This window comes from Tabrizicola sp. (assembly GCF_041919135.1).
GTDB lineage: Bacteria > Pseudomonadota > Alphaproteobacteria > Rhodobacterales > Rhodobacteraceae > Tabrizicola.
The window spans coordinates 53,849-79,214 of record NZ_JAYRUJ010000006.1 but is presented as its reverse complement, the minus strand read 5'-3'; the positions used below and the strand labels follow the sequence as shown (position 1 = coordinate 79,214).

The 25,366-nt window shown below is 68.6% G+C and carries 23 protein-coding genes; 15 read left to right on the top strand and 8 right to left on the bottom strand.

The annotated features are described in order from the left end of the window. Nucleotides 1-85: 85 nt before the first annotated feature. From ACE3UA_RS06600 to ACE3UA_RS06580, 5 genes are read left to right on the top strand one after another with little or no spacing between them, the layout of a single operon-like run. Nucleotides 86-544, top strand: coding sequence for a formate dehydrogenase subunit gamma (locus ACE3UA_RS06600; RefSeq protein WP_374643630.1), 459 nt, complete (start codon nt 86-88; stop codon nt 542-544). Next, nucleotides 541-2,046, top strand: a complete 1,506-nt coding sequence (locus ACE3UA_RS06595; RefSeq protein WP_374643629.1) for a formate dehydrogenase beta subunit — start codon at nt 541-543, stop codon at nt 2,044-2,046. The genes ACE3UA_RS06600 and ACE3UA_RS06595 overlap by 4 nt, the downstream gene beginning before the upstream one ends. After that, nucleotides 2,043-4,919 (top strand): formate dehydrogenase subunit alpha, encoded by a 2,877-nt coding sequence (fdhF, locus tag ACE3UA_RS06590; RefSeq protein ID WP_374643628.1) that lies wholly within the window; start codon nt 2,043-2,045, stop codon nt 4,917-4,919. The genes ACE3UA_RS06595 and fdhF overlap by 4 nt, the downstream gene beginning before the upstream one ends. Further along, the gene (fdhD, locus tag ACE3UA_RS06585; RefSeq protein ID WP_374643627.1) at nt 4,916-5,728 is read left to right on the top strand and encodes a formate dehydrogenase accessory sulfurtransferase FdhD; all 813 of its coding nucleotides are present in this window, start codon (nt 4,916-4,918) and stop codon (nt 5,726-5,728) included. Before fdhF ends, fdhD begins: the two co-directional genes overlap by 4 nt. Then, nucleotides 5,718-5,948: a formate dehydrogenase subunit delta gene (locus ACE3UA_RS06580; protein WP_374643626.1), complete on the top strand. Its 231-nt coding sequence runs from the start codon at nt 5,718-5,720 to the stop codon at nt 5,946-5,948. Before fdhD ends, ACE3UA_RS06580 begins: the two co-directional genes overlap by 11 nt. A gap of 136 nt (nt 5,949-6,084) precedes the next feature. Here ACE3UA_RS06580 and rfbA read toward each other — a convergent pair whose 3' ends face one another. The 4 genes from rfbA to rfbC are packed head-to-tail and all read right to left on the bottom strand — an operon-like array spanning nt 6,085 to nt 9,393. Beyond that, complete coding sequence (rfbA, locus tag ACE3UA_RS06575; RefSeq protein ID WP_374643625.1) at nt 6,085-6,957, bottom strand: glucose-1-phosphate thymidylyltransferase RfbA; 873 nt, start codon at nt 6,955-6,957, stop codon at nt 6,085-6,087. Next, nucleotides 6,954-7,799 carry a dTDP-4-dehydrorhamnose reductase gene (gene rfbD / locus ACE3UA_RS06570; RefSeq protein WP_374643624.1) on the bottom strand — a complete coding sequence of 282 codons (846 nt, stop codon included), beginning with the start codon at nt 7,797-7,799 and terminating at the stop codon, nt 6,954-6,956. The genes rfbA and rfbD overlap by 4 nt, the downstream gene beginning before the upstream one ends. After that, complete coding sequence (gene rfbB / locus ACE3UA_RS06565; protein ID WP_374643623.1) at nt 7,796-8,833, bottom strand: dTDP-glucose 4,6-dehydratase; 1,038 nt, start codon at nt 8,831-8,833, stop codon at nt 7,796-7,798. The genes rfbD and rfbB overlap by 4 nt, the downstream gene beginning before the upstream one ends. Then, nucleotides 8,830-9,393 (bottom strand): dTDP-4-dehydrorhamnose 3,5-epimerase, encoded by a 564-nt coding sequence (rfbC, locus tag ACE3UA_RS06560; protein WP_374643622.1) that lies wholly within the window; start codon nt 9,391-9,393, stop codon nt 8,830-8,832. Before rfbC ends, rfbB begins: the two co-directional genes overlap by 4 nt. Nucleotides 9,394-9,528: 135 nt before the next feature. Here rfbC and ACE3UA_RS06555 point away from each other — a divergent pair, with 135 nt between their 5' ends. From ACE3UA_RS06555 to ACE3UA_RS06510, 10 genes are all read left to right on the top strand, one after another. Next, nucleotides 9,529-10,578, top strand: coding sequence for a saccharopine dehydrogenase (locus ACE3UA_RS06555; protein WP_374643621.1), 1,050 nt, complete (start codon nt 9,529-9,531; stop codon nt 10,576-10,578). Between the two features lie 79 nt (nt 10,579-10,657). After that, nucleotides 10,658-11,809: a saccharopine dehydrogenase family protein gene (locus tag ACE3UA_RS06550; RefSeq protein WP_374643620.1), complete on the top strand. Its 1,152-nt coding sequence runs from the start codon at nt 10,658-10,660 to the stop codon at nt 11,807-11,809. 148 nt (nt 11,810-11,957) lie between these two features. Further along, nucleotides 11,958-13,628, top strand: a complete 1,671-nt coding sequence (locus tag ACE3UA_RS06545) for a heparinase II/III family protein (protein ID WP_374643619.1) — start codon at nt 11,958-11,960, stop codon at nt 13,626-13,628. Between the two features lie 44 nt (nt 13,629-13,672). Next, nucleotides 13,673-15,259: a bifunctional phosphoribosylaminoimidazolecarboxamide formyltransferase/IMP cyclohydrolase gene (gene purH / locus ACE3UA_RS06540; RefSeq protein ID WP_374643618.1), complete on the top strand. Its 1,587-nt coding sequence runs from the start codon at nt 13,673-13,675 to the stop codon at nt 15,257-15,259. A 2-nt stretch (nt 15,260-15,261) separates the two neighbouring features. Beyond that, nucleotides 15,262-15,756 carry a signal peptidase II gene (gene lspA, locus ACE3UA_RS06535; protein WP_374643617.1) on the top strand — a complete coding sequence of 165 codons (495 nt, stop codon included), beginning with the start codon at nt 15,262-15,264 and terminating at the stop codon, nt 15,754-15,756. A 63-nt stretch (nt 15,757-15,819) separates the two neighbouring features. Continuing rightward, entirely contained in the window at nt 15,820-16,350 is a 531-nt protein-coding gene (locus ACE3UA_RS06530) for a DUF3035 domain-containing protein (protein WP_374643616.1), read from the top strand. 67 nt (nt 16,351-16,417) lie between these two features. Continuing rightward, nucleotides 16,418-17,806, top strand: a complete 1,389-nt coding sequence (locus tag ACE3UA_RS06525; RefSeq protein WP_374643711.1) for a M16 family metallopeptidase — start codon at nt 16,418-16,420, stop codon at nt 17,804-17,806. Next, nucleotides 17,803-19,095: a M16 family metallopeptidase gene (locus ACE3UA_RS06520; RefSeq protein WP_374643615.1), complete on the top strand. Its 1,293-nt coding sequence runs from the start codon at nt 17,803-17,805 to the stop codon at nt 19,093-19,095. Before ACE3UA_RS06525 ends, ACE3UA_RS06520 begins: the two co-directional genes overlap by 4 nt. A gap of 42 nt (nt 19,096-19,137) precedes the next feature. Beyond that, nucleotides 19,138-20,961, top strand: a complete 1,824-nt coding sequence (gene mutL, locus ACE3UA_RS06515) for a DNA mismatch repair endonuclease MutL (RefSeq protein WP_374643614.1) — start codon at nt 19,138-19,140, stop codon at nt 20,959-20,961. After that, nucleotides 20,958-22,118 (top strand): DNA recombination protein RmuC, encoded by a 1,161-nt coding sequence (locus ACE3UA_RS06510; protein ID WP_374643613.1) that lies wholly within the window; start codon nt 20,958-20,960, stop codon nt 22,116-22,118. Before mutL ends, ACE3UA_RS06510 begins: the two co-directional genes overlap by 4 nt. Nucleotides 22,119-22,124: 6 nt before the next feature. Here the strand turns inward: ACE3UA_RS06510 and ACE3UA_RS06505 are convergent, their stop codons facing one another. The 4 genes from ACE3UA_RS06505 to ACE3UA_RS06490 all read right to left on the bottom strand — a co-directional run bounded on the left by ACE3UA_RS06505 (nt 22,125) and on the right by ACE3UA_RS06490 (nt 25,365). Continuing rightward, nucleotides 22,125-22,601 (bottom strand): DUF305 domain-containing protein, encoded by a 477-nt coding sequence (locus tag ACE3UA_RS06505; RefSeq protein ID WP_374643612.1) that lies wholly within the window; start codon nt 22,599-22,601, stop codon nt 22,125-22,127. 514 nt (nt 22,602-23,115) lie between these two features. Next, on the bottom strand, nt 23,116-23,532 hold the full coding sequence (locus tag ACE3UA_RS06500) for a cytochrome c family protein (protein WP_374643611.1): 417 nt from the start codon (nt 23,530-23,532) through the stop codon (nt 23,116-23,118). Between the two features lie 80 nt (nt 23,533-23,612). Further along, on the bottom strand, nt 23,613-23,807 hold the full coding sequence (locus tag ACE3UA_RS06495; RefSeq protein ID WP_354001339.1) for a hypothetical protein: 195 nt from the start codon (nt 23,805-23,807) through the stop codon (nt 23,613-23,615). A 25-nt stretch (nt 23,808-23,832) separates the two neighbouring features. Continuing rightward, complete coding sequence (locus ACE3UA_RS06490) at nt 23,833-25,365, bottom strand: cytochrome D1 domain-containing protein (RefSeq protein WP_374643610.1); 1,533 nt, start codon at nt 25,363-25,365, stop codon at nt 23,833-23,835. Nucleotide 25,366 lies beyond the last annotated feature (1 nt).

The following is a 25,366-nucleotide window of genomic DNA, read 5'->3' as shown; positions in this document are numbered from 1 at the left end:
CGTTGCCTATCAATTGACGATATATCGACATTGATTATCCTATCGACGGGCGTATACCGCTGCATGCTAGCAAGAGGTCGCCCGCATGCTCGATTCCCATCCCCATTCCGACCGGATCGCCGAAATCCTCGAGGCCCATCGCGGGCTTGAGGGGCCGCTGCTGCCGATCCTCCATGCCATCCAGGAAGCCTTCGGCCATGTGCCGGAAAGCGCCGTGCCGCAGATCGCCAAGGCGCTGACCATGTCGAAGGCCGAAGTGCACGGCGTGATCAGTTTCTACCACGATTTCCGCAAGGCCCCGGCCGGGCGGCATGTGCTGAAACTGTGCCGGGCCGAGGCCTGCCAGACCATGGGTGCGGATGCGGTGGCCGAGCAGATCAAGAAGGCGCTGGGGATCGACTGGCACGAGACGACGCCGGATGGCCGCGTGACACTGGAGCCGGTGTTCTGCCTGGGCCTCTGCGCCTGTGGCCCTTCGGCGATGGTGGACGGGCGGCTGGTCGGCCGCTGTGACGAGTCGGTGCTGGCGGAGGTGGCGAAATGAAGATCTACGTTCCTCTGGATTCGGCGGCGGTCGCGCTGGGCGCGGACAAGATCGCGGCGGCGATCACCGATGAGGCCGCGCGCCGGGGCATCGCGGTCGAGGTGGTGCGCAACGGCAGCCGCGGGATGGTCTGGCTGGAGCCGCTGGTCGAGGTGGCGACCGATGCGGGCCGCCTGGGCTTTGGCCCGATGGCGCTGGCCGATGTGGCCGGGCTGTTCGGCGATCTCGCCGCGCATCCCAAGGCGGTGGGGCTGGTCGAGGAATTGCCCTGGATGAAGGGCCAGACGCGGCTGACCTTCGCCCGCGTCGGGGTGATCGACCCCTTGTCGCTGGACGATTACCGCGCGCATGGCGGCCTGGCGGGGCTGGAGCGGGCGGTCAGGATGACCGCGCCGGAGATCGTGGCGGAAGTGACCGACTCCGGCCTGCGCGGCCGGGGCGGCGCGGGCTTTCCCACCGGCATCAAGTGGAAGACCGTCTCCGAGGCGGTGGCGGACCAGAAATACATCGTCTGCAACGCCGATGAGGGCGACAGCGCCACCTTCGCCGACCGGATGCTGATGGAAGGCGATCCCTTCACCCTGATCGAGGGGATGGCGATTGCCGGGCTCGCCACCGGGGCGACCAAGGGTTACGTCTACATCCGCAGCGAATATCCGGTGGCGATCCGGGTGATGGAAGCCGCCGTGCGCATCGCGCGCGAGGCGGGCGTGCTGGGCCCGCGCTTCGACATGGAGATTCGCGTCGGCGCCGGCGCCTATGTCTGCGGCGAGGAGACCTCGCTGCTGAACTCGCTGGAAGGCAAGCGCGGCGTCGTGCGCGCCAAGCCGCCGCTGCCGGCGCTGCAGGGCTTCCTGGGCCGTCCGACCGTGGTCAACAACGTGATCTCGCTGGCCTCGGTGCCGGTGATCATGGCCAGGGGGGCGGCCTACTACAAGGACTTCGGGCTGGGGCGCAGCCGTGGCACGATCCCGCTGCAGATCGCCGGGAACGTGAAATACGGCGGGCTCTACGAGGTGGCCTTCGGCCTGACGCTGGGCCAGATCGTCAACGAGATCGGCGGCGGCACCGCCTCGGGCCGCCCGGTGAAGGCGGTGCAGGTCGGCGGGCCCCTGGGGGCATGGTTCCCGGTGTCGCTGTTCGACACGCCGTTCGGCTATGAGGAATTCGGCGCGAAGGACGGCCTTATCGGCCACGCCGGCCTGACCGTGGCCGACGACACGATCGACATGCTGCAGATGGCCCGCTTCGCGATGGAATTCTGCGCGATCGAAAGCTGCGGCAAGTGCACGCCCTGCCGCATCGGCTCGATCCGCGGCGTCGAGACGCTGGACCGGCTGGCGCGCGGCGACAGCAGCGCGATTCCGCTGATCACCGACTTGTGCAACACCATGAAGCTGGGCTCGCTTTGCGCCCTTGGCGGGTTCACCCCATATCCGGTGATGAGCGCCCTCACCCATTTCCCCGATGACTTCGTCCGCGCGAAAGAGGCTGCCGAATGAAAGACTTCATCATCCCCGACCGTGACTTCGGCACCCCGGCCGCGAAGTCGAAGAAACTGGTCACGCTGACCATCGACGGCTACGACGTGACGGTGCCGGAAGGCACCAGCATCATGCGCGCGGCGGCCGAACTGGGCATCTCGGTGCCGAAGCTTTGCGCCACCGACAGCATGGACGCCTTCGGCTCCTGCCGCCTCTGCCTGGTCGAGATCGAGGGCCGGAACGGCACGCCCGCCTCGTGCACGACGCCGGTCATGCCGGGGATCAAGGTGCATACCCAGTCGCCGAACGTGCAGCAGATCCGCCGTGGCGTGATGGAGCTTTACGCCTCGGACCATCCGGTGCCGGGCCTGACCGATGCCGCGAACGGCGACAGCCAGTTGCAGACCATGGCCGCCCGCGTCGGCCTGCGCGAGATCCGCTATCAGCCGGTCGCCGACCATGTGCGCCAGTATGGCGCGGAGGGCATCGCCAACCCGGACTGGCGTCCGGTCGACGATAGCAACCCCTATTTCACCTTCGACAGCTCGAAATGCATCGTCTGCTCGCTTTGCGTGCGGGCCTGCGAGGATGTGCAGGGCACCTTCGCCCTGACGATCGAGGGCCGGGGCTTCGACAGCCGGGTCAGCGCCGGCGTGGCGGAGGACAACTTCCTGTCCTCGGACTGCGTGTCCTGCGGCGCCTGCGTGCAGGTCTGCCCGACCGGCAGCCTGCAGGAGAAATCCATCGCCGAGATGGGCCTGCCGGACCGTTCGGTCATCACCACCTGCGCCTATTGCGGCGTCGGCTGCAGCTTCAAGGCCGAAATGCGCGGCGACGAGCTGGTGCGGATGGTGCCCTACAAGCACGGCAAGGCCAACCGGGGCCATAGCTGCGTCAAGGGCCGCTTCGCCTATGGCTATGCCACGCACCAGGACCGCATCCTGAACCCGATGATCCGGGATGCGATCACCGATCCGTGGAAAGAGGTCTCCTGGGCCGAGGCGATGGAATTCGCCGCGACCAGGATGAAGGGCCTGCAGGCCAAGTATGGCCGGAACTCGGTCGGCGTGATCACCTCCAGCCGCTGCACGAACGAGGAGACCTATCTCGTCCAGAAGCTGACCCGCGCGGTGTTCATGAACAACAACACCGACACCTGCGCCCGCGTCTGCCATTCGCCCACCGGCTATGGCCTGGGCCAGACCTTCGGCACCAGCGCCGGGACGCAGGACTTCGACTCGGTCGAGGAGTCGGACGTGATCATGGTCATCGGCGCCAACCCCTCGGCGGCGCACCCGGTCTTTGCCTCGCGCATGAAGAAGCGGCTGCGCAAGGGCGCGAAGCTGATCGTCGTCGACCCGCGCCGGACGGAAACCGTGGAAGGCCCGCACTACAAGGCCGACCATCACCTGGCCCTCACGCCGGGGACGAACGTGGCGGTGGTCAGCGCGCTGGCGCATGTCATCGTGACCGAGAAGCTCTACGACGAGGAGTTCATCCGCACCCGCTGCGACTGGGACGAATTCCAGGACTACATGGAGTTCATCGCCGATCCCAAGCACTCGCCCGAGGCGCTGGAACTGGTGACGGGCGTCCCGGCCGCGGAAGTGCGCGGCGCGGCGCGGCTTTACGCGACCGGCGGCAATGCGGCGATCTACTACGGCCTTGGCGTGACGGAACACAGCCAAGGGTCCACCACCGTCATCGGCATCGCCAACCTTGCCATGCTGACCGGCAACATCGGCCGGCAGGGCGTGGGGGTGAACCCGCTGCGCGGCCAGAACAACGTGCAGGGCTCTTGCGACATGGGGTCCTTCCCGCATGAACTGCCGGGCTACCGCCATGTGAAGCACCCGGAAGTGCGCGCGATCTATGAAAAGGCCTGGGGCGTCACCATCGACCCCGAGCCCGGCCTGCGCATCCCGAACATGCTGGACGCGGCGGTCGAGGGCACGTTCAAGGGCCTCTACTGCCAGGGCGAGGACATCCTGCAATCCGACCCCGACACCCATCATGTCGCGGCGGGGCTGGCGGCGATGGAATGCGTCATCGTGCATGACCTGTTCCTGAACGAGACGGCGAACTATGCGCATGTGTTCTTCCCCGGCTCGACCTTCCTGGAGAAGGACGGCACCTTCACCAACGCCGAGCGCCGGATCAACATGGTCCGCAAGGTGATGGCGCCGAAGCAGGGCTATGCCGACTGGGAAGTGACCCAGATGTTCGCCAACGCCATGGGCGCGAACTGGGGTTATACCCATCCGTCGCAGATCATGGACGAGATCGCCATGACCACGCCCAGCTTCGCCGGCGTGACCTATGAGAAGATCGAGACCCTGGGCTCGGTCCAGTGGCCCTGCAACGACAAGGCGCCGGAAGGCACGCCGCTGATGCATATCGACGGCTTCGTGCGCGGCAAGGGCAAGTTCATCCGCACCGAATATGTGGCGACGGATGAAAAGGCCGGCGCGCGCTTCCCGCTGTTGCTGACGACCGGGCGCATCCTGTCGCAGTACAACGTGGGCGCGCAGACCCGCAGGACGGCGAACGTCGTCTGGCACGACCAGGACCTGCTGGAAATCAACCCGCATGACGCCGAGAACCGGGGTATCCGGGAAGGGGACTGGGTGCGCCTGGCCAGCCGGGCGGGGGAAACCACGCTGCGGGCGACGATCACCGACCGGGTTGCGGCGGGCGTGGTCTACACCACCTTCCACCATCCGGACACGCAGGCCAACGTCATCACCACCGATTTCTCGGACTGGGCGACGAACTGCCCGGAATACAAGGTGACGGCGGTGCAGGTCTCGCCCTCCAACGGCCCGTCCGAATGGCAGGAGGAATATGCCGCGCAGGCGACCCTGTCGCGGCGGATCCTGGCGGCGGAATGAAGGGCGCGCGGGCGACGCCGCGGTTGGTGTTCGGTCCCGCGGTGACGCCGGGGGCCCAACCCGGCCAGCGGGTCCTGCCCGAGGAGGTGGCCGTCGCGCTGTCGTTCAATGGCACGACGCAGGCGGTGATGATGGCGACACCGGCGGATCTGGAGGACTTCGGTCAGGGCTTCGCCGTGACCGAGGGGATCGCAGGCCCGCAGGAGGTGCTGTCGGTCGAGGTCGAGACGGTTCCGCGGGGCCGCGACGTGCAGGTCTGGCTGCGCCCCGAGGCCGAGGCGCGGCTGGCCGCGCGGCGGCGGGTGATGGCGGGGCCGGTGGGCTGCGGCCTTTGCGGGATCGACAGCATCGACCAGGCGCTGCGCGAGGTTCCGGTGGTGGGGCCTTCGGCTTTCCGCATGACACCTTCGCAGGTCCGGGAGGCCGTGGCGGCGCTTCCGGGCGAGCAGCGGCTGCACGACGCGACGCGCGCGGTGCATGGCGCGGCGTTCTGGAACGGGCGGGTGCTGCTGGCGCGCGAGGACGTGGGCCGGCACAATGCGCTGGACAAGCTGGTGGGCGGGATGGTCCGGCAGGGGATCGGTCCGGAGGGGGCGGTGGTGCTGACCAGCCGCGTCTCGACGGACATGGTGCAGAAGGTGGCGATGCTGGGCGCGCCCATGATCATCGCGGTCTCGGCCCCGACGGCCGAGGCGGTGGAACTGGCCGAGCGGGCGGGGATCACCCTGGTCGCGCTGGCACGGGGGGACCGATTCGAGGTCTTCTCGCATACGGATCGCGTGATGACGGAGGGGGCCGATGTCGGCTGACAAGATTGTGCGGATGGCCAACCAGATTGCGCTGTTCATGGAGACGAAGCCCCATGCCGAGGGGGTCGCGGGCCTTGCGGGCCATATCAACGACTTCTGGGAGCCCCGGATGCGGCGCGAGTTCTTCGCGCTGATCGACGCCGGCGGGGCGGGGTTCCGGCCCCTGGTGCTGGAAGCGGCGCCGTCGATCCGGCGGCCGGTCGCCGAGCCCGCGTCCTGACCGGGGCGCCGGAATTCTGAAGAAGAATTCCGGTCCGGAAATCCTTCGATTTCCGGGGCCGCGCCTCGGCCGGGCGGCGGTCCAGCGGCGGGAGTTCTTCGCGCTTCGGCGCCGGCCCCGCCGCTTTCCGGCGTGGTCACTCTTTCAGCACGCTTTCCAGATGTGCGCCATAGCTCGACTTGCCGAAGAGCTGCGCCCGACTGGCCAGCCCGGCGCGGTCGATCCAGCCTTGCCGGAAGGCGATCTCGTCCGGCGAGCCGACCTGCATCCCTTGCCGGTCCTGCAGCGTGCGGACGAAGTTCCCGGCGTCCAGCAGGCTTCCCGGCGTCCCGGTGTCGAGCCAGGCAAAGCCGCGGCCCATGCGCTCGACCTGCAGGCTGCCCTCGGCGCGGTAGTGTTCCAGCACGTCGACGATCTCCAGCTCGCCGCGCGGCGAGGGCCGGATCGTCGCCGCGATCTCGGGCGCGCGGCCGTCGAGGAAGTAAAGGCCGGTGATGGCAAAGCTTGACGGCGGAACCTTGGGTTTCTCGATGATCTGCGTGACCCTGCCCTGGTCGTCGAAGGCGGCGACGCCATAGCGTTCGGGGTCCGAGACGTGGTAGCCGAAGACGGTGCCGCCCGAGGGTTGCCGGTCGGCGCGGTGCAGGATTTCCGGCAGGCCGTGGCCGAAGAAGATGTTGTCGCCAAGGACCATGGCCGACGGCGCGCCTGCCAGGAAATCGCGGGTCAGGAGATAGGCCTGCGCCAGGCCTTCCGGCCGTTCCTGGATGATCCAGGTGAAGCCGAGGCCCCACTGGCTGCCGTCGCCGAGAAGGCGCTGGAATTGCGGCTGGTCCTCGGGCGTGGTGATGATCGCGATCTCGCGGATGCCCGACAGCATCAGGACCGAGATCGGATAGTAGATCATCGGCTTGTCGTAGATCGGCAGCAGTTGCTTCGAGGTGCCCAGCGTGATCGGCCAGAGGCGCGAGCCGGTGCCCCCGGCGAGGAGGATGCCTTTGCGGGTCATTGGGTCAACTCCTTCACGATCGCGGTCAGGCCCTGGCGCCAATCGGGGCGTGGGATGCCGAACGCGGTGGTGAATGCACTGCAATCGAGGCGGGAATTCAGCGGGCGTCGGGCGGGAGTGGGGTAATCGGTGGTCGGGATGTCGGTGATCCGGCAGGGAAGGTTCGCCTCGGCCATGATGGCGCGGGCGAAACCGGCCCAACTGGTGTCGGGCTGGCCGGAGAAATGGTGGGTGCCGCCCTGCGCGCCCTGGGCCATGGCCTTGGCGGCGGCGACAAGCGCATCGGCGATGGCGGCGGCGGGGGTCGGGCCGCCGATCTGGTCGGCGACGACGTTCAGGCTTTCGCGCTCCTTGCCCAGCCGCAGCATGGTTTTCACGAAATTCGTGCCATGCGCCGAAACGACCCAGGAGGTGCGCAGGATCAGGTGGTTGCCGCCAGCGGCACAGACGCCCTCTTCGCCCGCCAGTTTCGAACGGCCATAGGCGTTCTGCGGCGCGGTGGGGTGGTCCGGGGCGAAGGGCTGGTCGCCCGCGCCGTCGAAGACGTAGTCGGTGGAGATGTGGAGGAAGGGCAGGCCCCTTGCGGCGGCGGCGCGGGCCATGGCGGTGGGGGCCGCACCGTTCACCACGGTGGCGGCGGCTTCCTCGGCCTCGGCCTTGTCGACGGCGGTCCAGGCGGCGGCGTTGATCACGGCATCGGCGCGGGTCGCCGTGATGGCTGCGGCGCAGGCGGCGGGGTTCGTCAGGTCGGCTTCGTCGCGGCCGAGACAGGTGGCGTCGGGAACGAGGCGCTGAAGCTCGCGCGCGACCTGGCCGGTCTTGCCGAAGATCAGAAGCTTCATGCCTTGCCCAGCCTTTCGCCGACGCCATTCCGGTTCAGGAGCGGCCGCCACCAGCCCTCGTTGTCGAGATACCAGCGGACGGTGCGTCTCAGCCCCTCTTCGACGGTGACCGAGGGACGCCAGCCGAGTTCCTGCCGGATGCGGGAAGGGTCGATGGCATAGCGGGCGTCGTGGCCGGGGCGGTCGGCGACGAAGGTGATCTGATCGGCATAGGGGGTGGGTTTCGGGGCCATCTCGTCCAAAAGCGCGCAGATGGTGCGGACGAGGTCGATGTTGCGACGCTCGTTCTCGCCGCCGATGTTGTAGCTGCGGCCGGGGGTGCCCTTTTCGAGGACGAGGAGCAGGGCGTCGGCGTGGTCCTCGACGTAAAGCCAGTCGCGGATGTTCTCGCCGGTGCCGTAGACGGGGATCGGCTTGCCATGCAGCGCGTTGAGGATGGTGACGGGGATCAGTTTCTCGGGGAAGTGGTAAGGGCCGTAGTTGTTGGAGCAGTTCGTCAGGACCACGGGCAGCCCGTAGGTTTCCGCCCAGGCGCGGACGAGGTGGTCGGAGGCGGCTTTCGACGCGGAATAGGGCGAGCGGGGGTCGTAGGGGGTGGTTTCGGTGAACTGGCCGGTGGGGCCGAGGGAGCCGAAGACCTCATCGGTGGAAATGTGGTGGAAGCGGAAGGTCTGCGGTTTACCGGCGCGGGTCCAGTATGCGCGGGCGGCCTCCAACAGGTTGAAGGTGCCGGTGATGTTCGTGTCGATGAAATCCGAAGGGCCGTCGATGGAACGGTCGACATGGCTTTCGGCGGCGAGGTGCATCACGGCATCGGGGGCGTGGGTGGCAAGGATGCGGTCCAGCGCCGCGCGGTCGCGGATGTCGGCCTGTTCGAAGCTGTAGAGGTTGGACTGCGCGACCGAGGCGATGTTGGCCTCGTTCGCGGCATAGGTCATGGCGTCGAGGTTGACGACTTCATGGCCCCGCTGGATAGCCAGCCGGACCACGGCCGAGCCGATGAAGCCGCAGCCGCCGGTGACGAGAAGCTTCATTTCGTCACCCCGTAGCGGAAGGGTTGGCCGATGGCGGAGAGGAGGGGCGCGCGGGCGTCCTTGTCGGAAAGGACGGGCGAGGCAATGCCCCAGTCGATGCCAAGGGCGGGGTCATCCCAGCGGACGGCGCCGTCATGGTCGGGGGCGTAGAGGTCGGTGCATTTGTACTGCACCTCGGTGTCGTCGGTCAGGGTGACGAAGCCGTGCAGGAAGCCCTTGGGCACGAAAAGCTGGCGGCCGTTGTCCGGGGTCAGCTCGACGGCGACATGGCCCCCATAGGTCGGCGATCCGGCGCGGATGTCCACCGCCACGTCCAGGATCGCGCCGCGCGAGCAGCGGACCAGCTTGTCCTGGGCGCGGGGGGGCGACTGGTAGTGCAGCCCGCGCAGGGTGCCTTTGGCGGCAGAGAAGGAATGGTTGTCCTGCACGAAGGGAAGGTCCAGACCCGCCTCGGCCATGCGCGCGGCGTTCCAGGTCTCCATGAACCAGCCGCGCGCGTCGCCGAAGCGGCGGGGGGTGAGGATCAGGACCTCGGGCAGGGCGGTCGGTTCAATCTGCATCTGAAAATCCGTATCGGCTTCCGGGCAGGGTTGCGTCGAAAGGCGGCGATTTGCAAGCCGGATGGGGGCGCTGGCCTCTGGTCTTGGGCGGGGGTTCTGCTAAAGCGGCGGCGTGAGCAAGGGGAAGGACCGGACATGACCCATCTCTGGGTGCGCGCCGAAGAGCGGCCGAACGAAGAGCGCGTGGGGATCACGCCCGAGGGCGCGGCGGCGCTGCTGAAGGCGGGGATCCGGGTGACGGTGGAGGAATCCTCGGTCCGGGCGATTGCGCTGGATGGCTATGTCGCGGCGGGTTGCGCCATCGCGGCCGAGAACTCCTGGCCGCAGGCTCCGGCGGATGCGATCATCTTCGGGCTGAAGGAACTGCCCGAGGTGGGGACGCCACTGACGCATCGGCACATCATGTTCGGCCATGCCTACAAGGGCCAGCCTGCCGGGAAGGTGCTGCTGCGGCGCTTCAAGGCCGGGGGCGGCACGCTTTACGACCTGGAGTATCTGGTGGACGAGAGCGGCCGCCGGGTCGCGGCCTTCGGCTATTGGGCGGGCTATGCCGGGGCGGCGGTCAGCCTGAAATGCTGGGCGGCGCAGCAGCGGGGCGGGATTGCCGGGCCGGTGCGGAAGGTGGCGTCGCAAGCGGCCCTGCTGGCGGAACTGGGCGAGGATCTGGCGGGGCTGGGGCGGCCGCGCGCCATCATCATCGGCGCGCTGGGGCGTGTGGGCACCGGGGCGGCGGACCTGTGCGATGCGATGGGCGTGGCAGTGACGAAATGGGACATGGCCGAGACCGCAAGCGGCGGGCCGTTCCCGCAGGTGCTGGAGCACGAGATCTTCCTGAACTGCATCCTGGCGCGGCCGGGCTGCCCGGTGTTTGTCCCGGCGAGCGCCAGGACCGATCCGCGCAAGCTGACGGTGATCGGCGACATCGCCTGCGATCCGACCTCGGATTTCTCGCCGATCAAGGTCTACGACCGGGCGACGGACTGGGACGCGCCGGCGCTGCGGGTGCATGACGACCCGCCGCTGGACGTGACCGCAATCGACAACCTGCCCAGCCTGATGCCGGTGGAATCCTCGCAGGATTATGCGGCGCAGCTGCTGCCCTCGCTGCTGACGCTGACGGATCTGGGGTCCGGCGTCTGGGGACGGGCAAAGGTGGAGTTCGACAGGCACGTCGCGGGCGTGTGAGGACAAATTTCTTCGAAGAAATTTGGCAAGAATTTTCGAAAATTCTTGCCGCGAACCGGCAAGCGAGGGGAGTAAGAACATGACGATCCATTGGTGCGGCACGGGGCTGTCGTCGATTCCGGGGCTGCGGCGGCTGATCGAGGCGGGCCATCCCGTCACGGTCTGGAACCGCACGGTCGAGAAGGCGCGCGCGGAAGTCGGCGACCTGACGCAGGACATCCGGGCGTTTTCGCTGGAGGCGCTGGCCGCCGCGCTGAAGCCGGGCGACATCGCGGTGTCGATGCTGCCGGCCGACCAGCATGTGGGCATCGCCAGGCTTTGCCTGGAGAAGGGGGCGAACTTCTGCTCCTCCAGCTACATCGCGCCCGAGATGCGGGCGCTGGATCAGGCCTTCCGGGAAAAGGGGCTGGTTTCGGTGAACGAGGTCGGCCTAGATCCCGGCATCGACCACCTGATGGCGCATGACCTGGTGGCGCGGTATCGGGCGTCCCCGGTCTATCACAACGACAACGTGCTGTCCTTCACCTCTTATTGCGGCGGGGTGCCGAAGGTCGCGAATGCCTTCCGCTACAAGTTCAGCTGGGCCCCGGCGGGGGTGCTGAAGGCGCTGCGCTCGCCCTCGCGCAGCCTGCGGCATTTCACCGAGCTGCGAGTCAACCGGCCCTGGGATGCGATCAGCCGCTATGACGCGCCGCTGCCGGTGCCGGAAAGCTTCGAGGTCTATCCGAACCGCGACAGCTATCCCTTCATGGAGGAATACCGCTTCGAGAAGCACTGGAAGGTCCGCGATTTCGTGCGCGGGACGATCCGGCTGAACGGCTGGGCGGATGCCTGGGCGCCGATCTTCCGCGAGATCGAGGGGCTGGAGGGCAAGCCCTTGCCTGAGATCAACGCGGCGCTGGAAGCCCGCGCGGCGGCGCTTCTGAAGGACAATTCCTATGCCGAGGGCGAGCCGGACCGGGTGGTGCTGTTCGTTGCGCTGAAGGCCGAACGCGACGGCAGGCCGGTGTTCCACCAGACCTGGGCGATGGATGCCTGGGGCGACGCGCGCGGGACGGCGATGGGGCGGCTGGTCTCGGTTCCGGTGTCGCTGGCCATCGAGGCGGTGATGAACCGCGAGATCGCGGCGGGCGTGCATGGCGCGCCGCATGATCCGAAGCTGCTGGCGCGCTGGCTGGACCAGGTCGGCCACCTGGCGCAGGTCCTGCAGCGCATCGACCACCTGGCCTGAGACTTCCTCCTCGCGGGCACAGGCCCGCGAGGAGTGACGAAGTCATCGACGAGCGAGCCGGTCTTGCCTATCATCGCCGCACGTTCCGGGGCTACCGGACAGGTGAGCGAGGCGGGGTGTGGGCCGGATCAGCAACGCGTCGGGGCGATTGGACCGGCTGGCCGACCGGCTGGCGGTGCTGGCGGCGCGCCGCGCGCGGCCGGCCCCCGGCTTCGCGGTGCAGCCCGAGCCCCGCTCGGTCGGCTCCGTCACGCGGGGCGAGCGGCTGGTGGCGGGGGAGGTGCTTCTGGCCGGACATCTGGTCGCGGCCCCCGGCGTCGCGCTTTGGGACATCGCGGCGCCGGACGCCGGTTTTACCGCCGCGGCGCAGGGTTTCGGCTGGCTAGACGATCTGGCGGCCCTGGGCACGAAGGCGGCCCGGCGGCAGGCGCAGGACTGGACCTGGGACTGGATCGCCCGGCATGGCGCAGGGCAGGGCTGGACGCCCGAACTGACCGGGCGGCGGATCCTGCGCTGGCTGCATCATGCGGCCCTGCTGCTGGCCGGGCGCGACCGGGCGCAGGCGGGGATCTTCCACCGCGCGCTGTCCCGGCAGGCGGCCTATCTGGCGCGGCGCTGGAAGGCGGCCCCCGCGGGCCTGCCCCGCATCGAGGCGCTGGTGGGGCTGGTCCATGCCGGGGTCCTCTTGGCCGGGATGCAGCGGCTGGTCGGCCCTGCCACGGCGGCGCTGGCGGCGGCCTGCGAGGCGGAGATCGACGCCGAGGGCGGCATCGCCTCGCGCAATCCCGAGGAACTTTCGGACCTGCTGACGCTGCTTGTCTGGACGGCCGGCGCGCTGACCGAAGGGGCGTATCCGGTGCCCGCGGCGCTGTCGGCGGCGATACGACGCACCGCCCCGACGCTGCGGGTGCTGCGCCATGCCGATGGCGGGCTGGCGCGGTTCCATGGCGGCGGCGCGGGGGCCGAGGGGCGGCTGGATCAGGCGCTGGCGCTGGCCGGGGTGCGCGCGGGGACGTCCGCGCCGATCGCGATGGGCTTTGCCCGGCTGAGCGGGCGGCGGACCACGGTGATCGTCGACGCCTCCTCGCCGCCGGGAGGGCGGGCGGCGCGGCGGGCGCATGCCTCGACCGCCGCCTTCGAGATGACCTCGGGGCGGCGGCCGGTGGTGGTGAGCTGCGGTGCGGGCGAGGCGTTCGGCCCGGCCTGGCGGCAGGCGGCGCGGGCGACGCAGTCGCATTCGGTGCTGGCGATGGAGGGGGCCTCGTCCTCGCGGCTGGGGGCGGGCGAGGATCTGGCCGAGCGGGCGGTGGTGACGGCCTGCCGGATCACGCCGGGGGTCGAGGGGATGGACCTTTACCTGGCGCATGACGGCTGGCTGGCGAGCCACGGCCTGACCGCCAGCCGGAGCCTGACCTTGAGCCACGACGGCCGCCGCCTGTCGGGCGTGGACAGCCTGACCGCGTTGACCCATGAGGCGCGGCGGCGCTTCGAGGAGCTGATGACCGCGACCGCGATGACCGGCGCGGGTTTCGCGATCCGCTTCCACCTGCATCCCGAGGTGGAGGCCGAGCTGGACATGGCCGAGGCTGCCGTCACGCTGCATCTGCGCAGCGGCGAGGTCTGGATCTTCCGCTTCACCGGCCCCGCGACCCTGCGGCTGGAGCCTTCGGCCTATCTGGAGGCGGGGCGGCCGCAGCCCTGGCCCTGTGTCCAGATCGTGCTGCACGGCCGCGCGCGGGGATTCGAGACGCGGATAGGCTGGACCTTGGCGAAGGCAAAGGATACTCCGCTGGCCATCCGGGACCTGGACGGCGCCTGAACGGCCGCCCGAAGGCCCCGCCGGGCATCTGAGAGGGTATCGCCATGACCAACCTCGTCCCCATCGGCCGCGCGCTGATTTCGGTTTCCGACAAGTCCGGCCTGCTGGAGCTGGCACGGGCGCTGGCTGCCCGGGGGGTCGAGCTGATCTCGACCGGGGGCACCTCGATCATGCTGCGGGCGGCGGGGCTGAAGGTGCGGGACGTGGCCGATGTGACCGGCTTTCCCGAGATGATGGACGGCCGCGTCAAGACCCTGCACCCGATGGTGCATGGCGGCCTGCTGGCGCTGCGCGACGATGACGAGCATCTGGTCGCCATGGCGGCGCATGGGATCGAGCCGATCGACCTGCTGATCGTCAACCTCTACCCGTTCGAGGAGACGGTGGCCAAGGGCGCGGACCATGCCACCTGCATCGAGAACATCGACATCGGCGGCCCGGCGATGATCCGGGCGGCGGCGAAGAACCACAGGTTCGTGACGGTGGTGACGGATCCGGCCGACTATGGCCCGCTGCTGGACCAGGTGCGCGCCCATGACGGCGCGACGACGCTGGCCTTCCGCTCGAGGCTGGCGCTGACCGCCTATGCCCGGACGGCGGCCTATGACACCGCCGTCAGCACCTGGCTGGCGGGCGAGATCAAGGAGCCGACCCCGCGCTACCGCAGCTTTGCGGGCAAGCTGGCGCAGCCGCTGCGCTATGGCGAGAACCCGCATCAGGCGGCCGCCTTCTACGTGGATGGCAGCCGCCGCCCCGGCGTGGCGACGGCGCGGCAGTGGCAGGGCAAGGAGCTGTCCTACAACAACATCAACGACACCGACGCGGCCTTCGAGCTGGTGGCGGAATTCGCCGGCGGCGCCCCGGCCTGCGCGATCATCAAGCATGCGAATCCCTGCGGGGTGGCCACGGCCGCGACCCTGACCGAGGCCTACCAGCGCGCCTATCACTGCGACCAGACCAGCGCCTTCGGCGGGATCGTCGCGCTGAACCAGGTGCTTGACGGGGCGACGGCCGAGGAGATCGTGAAGATCTTCACCGAGGTGGTGATCGCGCCGGATGCGACCGAGGCGGCGAAGGCGGTGTTCGCGGGCAAGAAGAACCTGCGGCTGCTGACCACGGGCGCGCTGCCGGATTCCAGGGCCGGGGGGCTGGCCTTCAAGCAGGTGGCGGGCGGCTTCCTGGTGCAGGACCGGGACGCGGGGCATCTGGCGCCGTCGGACCTGAAGGTGGTGACCAGGCGCGCGCCTTCCGAGGCCGAGATGCGCGACCTGATGTTCGCCTGGACGGTCGCCAAGCACGTCAAGTCGAATGCGATCATCTACGTCAGGGACGGGGCCACGGTCGGTGTCGGCGCCGGGCAGATGAGCCGCGTCGATTCGACCCGGATCGCCGCGCGCAAGGCGCAGGACATGGCCGAGGCGCTGGGGCTGCCGGGTCCCTTGACCAGGGGTTCGGTCGTGGCCTCGGACGCCTTCTTCCCCTTTGCCGACGGGCTGATCACCGCGGCCGAGGCCGGGGCGACGGCGATCATCCAGCCCGGCGGCTCGATGCGCGACGACGATGTGATCGCCGCGGCGGATGAGCGGGGGCTGGCCATGGTCTTCACCGGCATGCGGCATTTCCGGCACTGATGATGCGGCGATTCTGGCTGAGCGCGCTTGCAACCTTCGTCCTGGACCAGCTGACCAAGCTGGCCGTGGTCTTCGGGCTGGACCTGGCCAACCGGGTCGAGATCGACGTCTTCCCGCCGTTCCTGGTCTTTCGCATGGCCTGGAACCAGGGGATCAATTTCGGCCTGATGGCGCATGGCTCGGACATCGCGCGCTGGGGGCTGATCGCGGTGGCGCTGGCGATCTCGGCCTGGGTGATCTGGTGGCTGCGGCGCCAGCCTGGCGGGCGCTGGCTGCAGATCGCGGGCGGGCTGCTGGTCGGCGGCGCGCTGGGCAATGTGGTGGACCGGCTGGCCTATGGCGCGGTGGCGGATTTCCTGAACATGTCCTGCTGCGGGATCGAGAATCCCTATGCCTTCAACGTGGCCGACATCGCGATCTTCCTGGGTGCGGTCGGGCTGGTGTTCCTGGCCGATGCCCGGACGGACGGCGGGAAGCCTTCCCGCGCAAGGAAGTAATCCCCCCGTGACGACCGGATCGCTTTAGGCTAAGAGGGGGCAAAGACGGGTTCGGAGGCAGGCATGCAGGCGGCAAGGGGCAAGGCGTTCATCGCGGTTGCGGCGGTGTTTGCCCTTACGGCTTGCGGCGGCAAGGGCGCGCCCGAGCTGATGAACCTGCGCAGCGGAAACGGGCCGGACGAATTCGCCATCGTGCCGCCGAAGCCGCTGGAAATGCCGGAAACCCTGACCGACCTGCCCGAGCCGACGCTGGGCGGGTCCAACCGCACCGACCGCCGCCCCGAGGATGACGCGGTCATCGCGCTGGGCGGGCGTCCGGGCGCTGCCGGCGGCATCCCCTCGGGCGACAGTGCGATCTATGCCCATGCGGCGCGGTTCGGGGTCGATTCCGGCATCCGCGCGACGCTGGCCTCGGAAGATCTGGAATGGCGGCGCGACAACAACGGCCGGATCCTGGAGCGGCTGTTCAACGTCAACGTCTATTACAAGGCCTATCGCAACCAGAGCCTCGACCAGCAGGCCGAGCTTGCCCGCTGGCGCAAGCTTGGCCTGCGCACGCCCTCGGCCCCGCCGCGCAAGGCTGGCGAAGAGTAACAAGCGCGTTCCCCGCCTTGATCGCAGGCCCCGGGTCTGCACTATGCCCCCACGCCAAAGGGAGAGCCTGATGCATCGTGATCTTGTCCGGGGCGCCGCCCTGTCGCTGGCGCTTGCCCTTCCGGCGGCGGCCGAGCCGGTGAGCATCTTTACGCTGGACAACGGCCTGGACGTGGTGGTGATCGAGGATCACCGCGCCCCGGTCGTGGTGCAGATGATCTGGTACCGGGTCGGCGCGGCGGACGAACCCCCCGGCCATTCCGGCATCGCGCATTTCCTGGAACATCTGATGTTCAAGGGCACCGACAAGGTGGGGCCGAACCAGTTCTCGGCCATCGTCGAGGCGCAGGGCGGCGACGACAACGCCTTCACCTCCTGGGATTATACCGCCTATTTCCAGCGCATCGCCGCCGACCGGCTGGAGCTGGTGATGGAGATGGAAGCCGACCGGATGCGCAACCTGCGCCTGACGGAAGAGGATGTCGCGACCGAGCGGCAGGTGATTCTGGAGGAACGGGCGCAGCGGACCGACAGTTCCCCGGGTTCGTTGCTGTCGGAGCAGATGCGGGCGGCGCAGTTCCTGAACAGCCCCTATGCGATCCCGGTGATCGGCTGGCGGCATGAGGTCGAGGCGCTGGACCGCGAGGATGCGCTGTCCTACTACGAACGCTTCTACGCACCGAACAACGCGACCCTGATCATTGCCGGCGACGTGCAGCCCGATGCGGTCAGGGCGCTGGCGGAAAAGCACTATGGCCCGCTGGAGCCTTCGGACGGCATCACGCCCCGCACCCGCCCGCAAGAGCCGCCGCAACTGGCCGAACGCCGGATCTCGCTGGCCGACGAGCGGGTGTCCGAGCCCTATATCATCCGCACCTACCTTGCGCCCGAACGCGACCCCGGCAACCAGAAGGACGCCGCCGCCCTGACCGTGCTGGCCGAGTTGCTGGGCGGGAACGGCCAGACCTCGGTCCTGGCACGGGCGTTGCAGTTCGATGCGCAGGTCGCGGTCTATGCCTCGGCCTTCTATGACGGAACCTCGATCGACGATGCGACCTTCGGATTCGTCGTCGTGCCCGCGCCGGGGGTCGAGCTTCAGGCCGCCGAGGCCGAGATGGACCGCGTGCTGGCCGATTTCCTGGAAACCGGCCCCGACCCCGCCGCGCTGGAGCGGATCCGCACCCAGGTCCGCGCCAACGACATCTATGCCCGCGACGACGTGAACGCGCTGGCCCGCCGCTATGGCGAGGCGCTGTCGGTCGGGCTTGCCCAGGCCGATGTCGACACCTGGGACGAGGCCCTGTCGGCCGTGACCGCCGAGGATGTGGTCGCCGCCGCCCGCATGGTCCTGGACCGCAGGAACGCCGTGACCGGCTGGCTGACCCGGCCCGAGGGTGCGCCGGCCGAAGCCGCCGCGCCTGAAGCGCCTGTCGAACCCGCAGGAGAGACCGAATGATCCGCGCCCTTTTCGTCCTTCTGGCGCTTGCGCTGCCCGCGCGGGCCGAGATGCAGATCCAGTCGGTCACCTCGCCCGGCGGGATCACCGCCTGGCTGGTCGAGGATCACGACATCCCCTTCACCGCGCTGGAGATCCAGTTCCGCGGCGGCACCTCGCTGGACGCGCCGGAAAAGCGCGGGGCGGTCAACCTGATGACCGCGCTGATCGAGGAGGGCGCGGGCGAGATGGACAGCCGCGCCTTCGCCGAGGCGCGTGACGCGCTGGCGGCCGAGTTCCATTTCGACGCGGGCAAGGATTCGGTCGGCGTCTCCTCGCGCTTCCTGACCGAGAACCGCGATCAGGCCATCGACCTTCTGCGCGCGGCGCTGGTCACCCCGCGCTTTGACCAGGATGCGGTGGACCGGGTGCGCGGCCAGGTCCTGTCGATCCTGCGCTCGGACGAGAAGGACCCCGACAGCATCGCCTCGGAGACCTTCGACGCGCTTGCCTTCGGGGCGCATCCCTATGGCTCGACCGGGGACGGGACCATCGACACGGTCACGGCGCTGACGCGGGACGACGTGGTGGCGGCGCATCAGGCGGCGCTGGCGCGTGACCGGATCTTCGTGGCGGTGGCGGGCGATATCACGGCCGAGGAACTGGGGCCGCTGCTGGACCGGCTGCTGGGCGACCTGCCCGCGACCGGCGCGCCCCTGCCGGGGCGGGCGGAGTGGCTGTTGCAGCCGGGCGTGACCGTCAAGGATTTCCCCAGCCCGCAATCCACGGTGATCTTCGGGCATCAGGGCATCAAGCGCGACGATCCCGATTTCTTCGCCGCCTTCATCCTGAACGAGGCCCTGGGCGGCGGCCGCTTCACCGCGCGGCTGATGAGCGAGGTCCGCGAAAAGCGCGGGCTGACCTACGGGATCGGCAGCTATCTGGTCGGACTGGACCAGGCCGAGATCTACATGGGCCAGTTCTCGGCCTCGAACGACAAGGTGGCCGAGGCGATCAAGGTGGTGCGCGAGGAATGGGCCCGGATCGCGAGCGAGGGTCTGACCGAGCAGGAGCTTGCCGATACCAAGACCTATCTCACCGGGTCCTACCCGCTGCGCTTCGACGGCAACGGGCCGATCGCCAGCATCCTGGTCGGGATGCAGATGGAGGGCATGCCGATCGACTATGCGGTGACGCGGAACGCCAGGATCGAGGCGGTGACGATGGCGGATATCCGCCGGGTCGCGGCGCGGCTTTACCAGCCCGAGGCGCTGCATTTCGTCGTGGTGGGCCAACCGACCGGGCTGTGACATCCCTTCCCCGACTCGGGCGGGACTGCTACAGATGGGGGCATGACGCTGCACACCCCCAAGATAACGGGCGCTGACGGCCGCCCGGTCATCCGGCAACTGGACGAGGCCGCGATCAACCGCATCGCGGCCGGCGAGGTGGTGGAGCGCCCGGCCTCTGCCGTCAAGGAGTTGGTGGAAAACGCGCTGGATGCCGGGGCCAGCCGGATCCAGGTGGATATTGCGGACGGCGGCAAGACGCTGATCCGGGTGACGGACGACGGCTGCGGCATGACGGCGGAAGACCTGCCGCTCGCGCTCTCGCGCCATGCGACGTCGAAGATCGACGGGTCGGACCTGCTGGACATCCGCAGCTTCGGCTTCCGGGGCGAGGCGCTGCCCTCGCTCGGCGCCGTGGGGCGGCTGGTCATCACCTCCCGGGCCGGGGGCGAGGCGGCGCAGATCGGTTGCGAGGGCAGCCGGATCACCCCCGTCCGCCCCGCCGCGCTGACGCGGGGCACCGTGGTCGAACTGCGCGACCTGTTCTTCGCTACCCCGGCGCGGCTGAAGTTCCTGCGCTCCGACCGGGCCGAGATGCAGGCGGTGACCGAAGTGATCCGCCGTCTGGCGATGGCCGAGCCGCAGGTGGGCTTCACCCTGCGCGACGTAAGCGGGGGCGAGGCGCGGGTGCTGTTCCGCGCCGACCCGGCCAGCGGCGACCTGTTCGACGCCCTGCACTCCCGCCTTTCCACCGTGATCGGCCGCGACTTCACCGACAATGCGCTGCGGATCGACGCCGAACGGGACGGGCTGCGCCTGCAAGGCTATGCCGCGCTGCCGACCTATTCGCGCGGCTCCTCGGCCCAGCAATACCTGTTCGTGAATGGCCGTCCGGTGCTGGACCGGATGCTCTATGGCGCGCTGCGCGCCGCCTATTTCGACGTCCTGTCCCGCGACCGCCACCCGGCGGCGGTCCTGAACCTGATCGCCGATCCGCAGCGGGTGGACGTGAACGTGCACCCCGCCAAGGCCGAGGTCCGGTTCCGCGAACCCGATGCGGCGCGCAGCCTGATCATCACCGCGCTGAAATCGGCCCTCACCGGCGCCGGTCACCGCGCCTCCTCCACCGTCGGCGCGGCGACCTTGCAGGCCATCCGTCCCGTCTACCAGATGGACCGCCACAGCCAGCCGACGCTTGCCCGCGCCTTCGCCTTCCAGTCCCCCCAGACCTTCGCCGGCCTTGCCGAAGCGCCGATGGCCCCGGCCTTCGCGCCCCCCCGCGAGGAGGAGACGCAGTCGAACGACGAGCATCCCCTCGGCGCCGCACGGGCGCAACTGCACGAGAATTACATCGTCGCCCAGACGGCGACCGGCATCGTGATCGTCGACCAGCACGCCGCGCATGAACGGCTGGTCTACGAACGCCTGAAGCGGCAGCTGGCCGAGACCGGGGTCAAGGCGCAGGCCCTGCTGATCCCCGAGATCGTGGACCTGTCGCCCGCCGACGCCGCCCGCCTGCTGGACGCCGCCCCGGCGCTGGCCGAGGTCGGGCTGACCGTCGAGCCCTTCGGCGGCTCGGCCGTGGCGATCCGCGAGGTTCCCGCCGTGCTGGGCCAGGTGAATGGCGAGGCGCTGATCCGCGACATCCTCGACGAACTGGCCGACAGCGGCGACAGCACACTTGTCCGGGCCAGGATCGACGCGATCCTGTCGCGCATGGCCTGCCACGGCTCGGTCCGCTCCGGCCGCCAGATGCGCCCGGAGGAGATGAACGCCCTGCTGCGCGAGATGGAGGCGACGCCGCTCTCGGGCCAGTGCAACCACGGACGGCCCACCTATGTGGAACTGTCGCTGCACGACATCGAACGCCTGTTCGGTCGCCGATGATCACGCTGTTCGGCCAGACCTATCAGTGGAACGACCCCGAGATGCTCGTCCTCGGGGGCCTCGTCGCTTCGCTTCTCGGCTTCCTCGTCCTGATCCTGCGCGCTACCCGCCGCTCGGCCACCGCGGCCGAGCCCTTGTTGCGGGAAATCGGCTGGCTCTCCTCGCGCATCCAGCAGCTGGGCGACGGGCAGGAACGGCTGGCGGGGGGTCTCCACCATGTCTCCGAGGCGCAGGCGGTCAGCCAGAGCGCGATGCTGCAGGTGATGGAACAGCGCATGGCCGAGGTGCAGCGCCAGATGACCGAGGCGCTGCACGGCACCTCGACCCGCACCGCGCGGTCCTTGGGGGAACTGCAGCAAAGGCTGGAAACCATCGACAGGGCGCAGGCCAATATCGAGAAGCTGTCGGGCAATGTCCTGTCCCTGCAGGACATCCTGTCGAACAAGCAGACCCGCGGCGCCTTCGGGGAAATCCAGCTGCATGACATCGTGCAGAAGGCCCTGCCGAAAGACGCCTATTCCATGCAGGCCACGCTTTCCAACGGCCGCCGTGCCGACTGCCTGATCCACCTGCCCAACCCCCCCGGCCCCATCGTCATCGACGCCAAGTTCCCGCTGGAGGCCTATGAGGCCCTGCGCCGCGCCGACACCCCGCGTCTGGCGCAAGAGGCCGCGCAACAGATGCGGACGGCGGTCCGAACCCATATCCGCGCCATCGCCGACCGCTATATCCTCGAAGGCGAAACCGCCGATGGCGCGCTGATGTTCCTGCCCTCGGAAGCGGTCTACGCGGAACTGCACGCCAACTTCCCCGACCTGGTGCGCGAGGGCTTTGCGGCGAAGGTCTGGATCGTCTCGCCCACCACCTGCATGGCGACGCTGAACACGATGCGGGCGGTGCTGAAGGATGCCAGGATGCGCGAACAGGCGGGGGCGATCCGGCGCGAGTTGTCGCTGCTTTACGCCGATGTCGAACGGCTGGGGACGCGGGTGGAAAACCTGGACCGCCATTTCGGCCAGGCGGCGAAGGATATCGAGGAGATCAAGATTTCCTCGGACAAGGCGACGAAACGCGCGCGGCGGCTGGACAATTTCGATTTCGAGGAACTGGCCCCGGACAGCCCCGCCAAGGTGATCGGGCCGACGGCCGCCGAGTAGCGCGGGCTATCTTTCGCCCAGTAGCCGCCGCATCTCGACGATCTCGGCCCGCTGCCCGGCGATGATCTCCTCGCACAGCGACCGGATCGCCGGATCGGTGAGCCTGGCCTTTTCACACATCAGGATCGCGCCGGAATGATGCGGGATCATCGAGCGCAGGAACTGCCGGTCGCCGATGGCCCATTGCTCGCGAATCGCCAGCCAGGCGGCAAGGCCGATCGCCAGCGAAAGCGCCAGGACAGCGGCGGTCTTGGCCCGGTCGGGATACATCGACGGCATCGACAGGACCATCAGCCCGGTCATCGGCGCGGCCATCAGGATTGCCATCCAGGCCATGTTGAGGTTGTTCCAGAAGTCCTCTGCCGTGTCGATCATGGCGAACATCAGCAGATACATCAGCGCCGCATGGACCGGAAACCAGAGCAGAAGCCAAAGATATTCGCCCGCGCGACCGTGCGCCTGTCCCTGCTTGTCGGTCTGCATTCCGGGATCCTTCCTTCGTGACGCGGCGGCGGAAAGGCCGCCCCGGACCAACCCCCATGGCGCCGAATTGATCCCGCCTTGCGGCGCCCGTGCCGATCGCGTGTTTTTCTGGTGCCGGAGTACGGGCGTGCAGATGATTCCCTCTCACCCCGGCCGATTGTCCGGACCTTGCCCCTTCGGACTGGCCCCAATATTCCCGCCGAAGCCGCCCAATATGCAAGCCGCGTCGAAGGTGTCCGTCGAATGAGAGAGAGCCGGGCAAATGGGCCGGGTCTCGCGCTAGCCCCGCGATGTCCGGGGCGGGGGGCGAGAGCATCCGCTCGTCGATGTCGGGGCGGCAAGGATCATGTTCCGGCAGATTCGGCCGGGCCGGTTCGAGACCGGCTTTCCGACGCCTCTATCTGGGATATTCCGCGGCGGTCGGCCCCTGCCGGACCGGATCCATCACCGCCTTTTCCCGTCCTGCGCATGAGCAGGATGGGCGATTCGCCCACCCTGCCCGCGCGAGAAGGGATTACTTCAGCGTGGCGAGATAGGCCGCGATATCCTCGGCTTCCTCGGTCTTCGGCAGCTTGAAGGTCATCTTCGACTTCGCGGCGTCATCGCCCGAGGCCGTCTTCACCCAGGCATTGGGGTCGGACAGATAGGTGACGAGCTGCGCCTCGTCCCAGACCGCGCCCTTTTCCTTGGCCGCCAGGATGCCGTCGCCGTATTTGAAGTCGGCCGACGAGGCGACCGGGTTGCCGACGATGCCCCAGAGGTTCGGGCCGGTCTTGCCGCCCTTCACCACCTCGGTTCCGTCCGCGGCCACGATCGAGTGGCAGGACTTGCACTTCTTGAAGCTGTCGGCGCCATCCTCGGCGCTGGGATCGGCAAAGGCGGGGGCCGCGAAGGCCGCGAGGGCGAGAACGGGGAGAAGTTTCTTGAACATGGGTCTTCCTTTCAGCTGCGTATCGGTCGGATCTGGCCATGCCATAGGGCGGGCCCGGTATTCCTTGACTTTTGTCAGTTCTAGCCTGTCCCCTCGGCCTCGGCAATCAGGCGCGTCACCCAGCGGGCGCCGGCCCAGGTGGCGGGCAGTCCCAGCGGCAGCGACAGCCAGAGCGCCGTGACCGGGGGAATCGCGGGCAGGCCGATGCTGACGCCGATCAGCCCCAGGAGGAAGAGGTTGATCGCCACGGCGCCAGTGGCAAAGGGCCACAGCACCGCCAGAAGCCGCCGGGAGGGCTGGCTAGTGGCTGGTGCCGTCCTCGAAGGTGATCTTGTTCCAGACATTGTATTTCCCAGACGGCTTGACCATCGGCAGCCGCTTCAGTTCCGTGAAGGTCGCGGCATCATAGATGATGACCGCGCCATCCATTTCCCAGATCGAGACCAGAGCATATTTCCCGTCCCGGGTGAATTCGGTATGCGCCACGGTCTTGCCGGGTTCCGGCTTCAGGACCTTGACCACCTCCAGCGACTGCTTGTCGATGATGTGCATCTCGCCCTTGTGTTCGCCGGTGAAGACATCGGCCCAAAGGTAGGGCGTGCCGTCATGGCTGCGCAGGAAGAAGCCGGGGCCAGAGGTCTCGATCACCTTGACCAGGCTCCAGTCCTCCATGTCGATGATGCTGATCCGGGGCTCGTTCAGATGCGGGATGGCGACGACGCGGTGGCCGTTCCTTTCCCAGCTGATGCCCGAGCCGAGGTGCGGCATCCCCGGCAGCGGCAGGCTGGCGATCTCGCGGCCCACGTCCAGGTTCACCACGACGCCGGTCTCGCCCTCGCGATTCGCGCCGATCAACTCGCGGTAGTCGGGCGAGAAGAAGAAGTCGTCCAGCGGCGCCGAGACGTCGATCCGGCGGCGGGCGAACAGGCCCTTCTCCACCCCGACCGCTTCCTCCATCCCGTTTTCGTTGTTGTGGACGAAGCCCTCGGAATAGGGTCCGCCGTCCCCGGTGAAGGCGACCTCCCAGATTTCGGGGACGTCCTTCAGCGCCAGGACGAAGGTGCCGCGCTCCGGTGCCTGGTAGACGGCCGAGACGCGGCTGGGCTCGCCCTTGCGGCCCGTGACCTCGAACACCCTGGCCACGGTCAGGTCGGCGGCGTTCAGGATGGTCAGCGTGTTCGGCAGGTAGTTGGCGACGGCGAGGTATTTCCCGTCCGAACTCATCGCGATGTTGCGACTGTTCAAGCCGGCCCGCACCCGGCCCACCTCGTGCAGGGACCAGATGTCGTATTTCTGCACCCAGCCATCGCGCGACATGACAAAGACATAGCGCCCGTCCGAGCTGAACTTCGGCCCGCCATGCACCGCGAAGGGCGTCTCGAAGCGGTCGAGGACGTCGAACGTGTCGCCGTCCAGCACCGAGATATGGCTGTCGCCGGTTTCCACCACCAGCGTCACGTTCATCGGGTCGGCGGTGAACACCGGGGCTTCTGCCGGGATGTAGTCCTCGCGCAGGCTGCGGGTGGCCAGGATTTCGGTCTCGCCCCAGACCGGGGTCTCGGGCAGCGGGGTCGAGATGAACTCGGCCACGGCGGCGATTCCCTCGGGGTCCAGCGTCCCGGCGAAGGCCGGCATCTGCGTCATGGCGCGCCCATCCGCGATCACGGCCGTCAGCTTGTCGCCCTTCAGCCGTCCCAGGCTTTCCGGGATCAGCGCCGGACCCTGCGCGCCCAGCCGGGTTTCGGCATGGCACGAGGCGCAGAGATCGGCATAGATCGCCGCGCCATCGGGCCCGGCAAGGGCGGGGGAGGCGACAAGCGTCAGGGCCAGCATG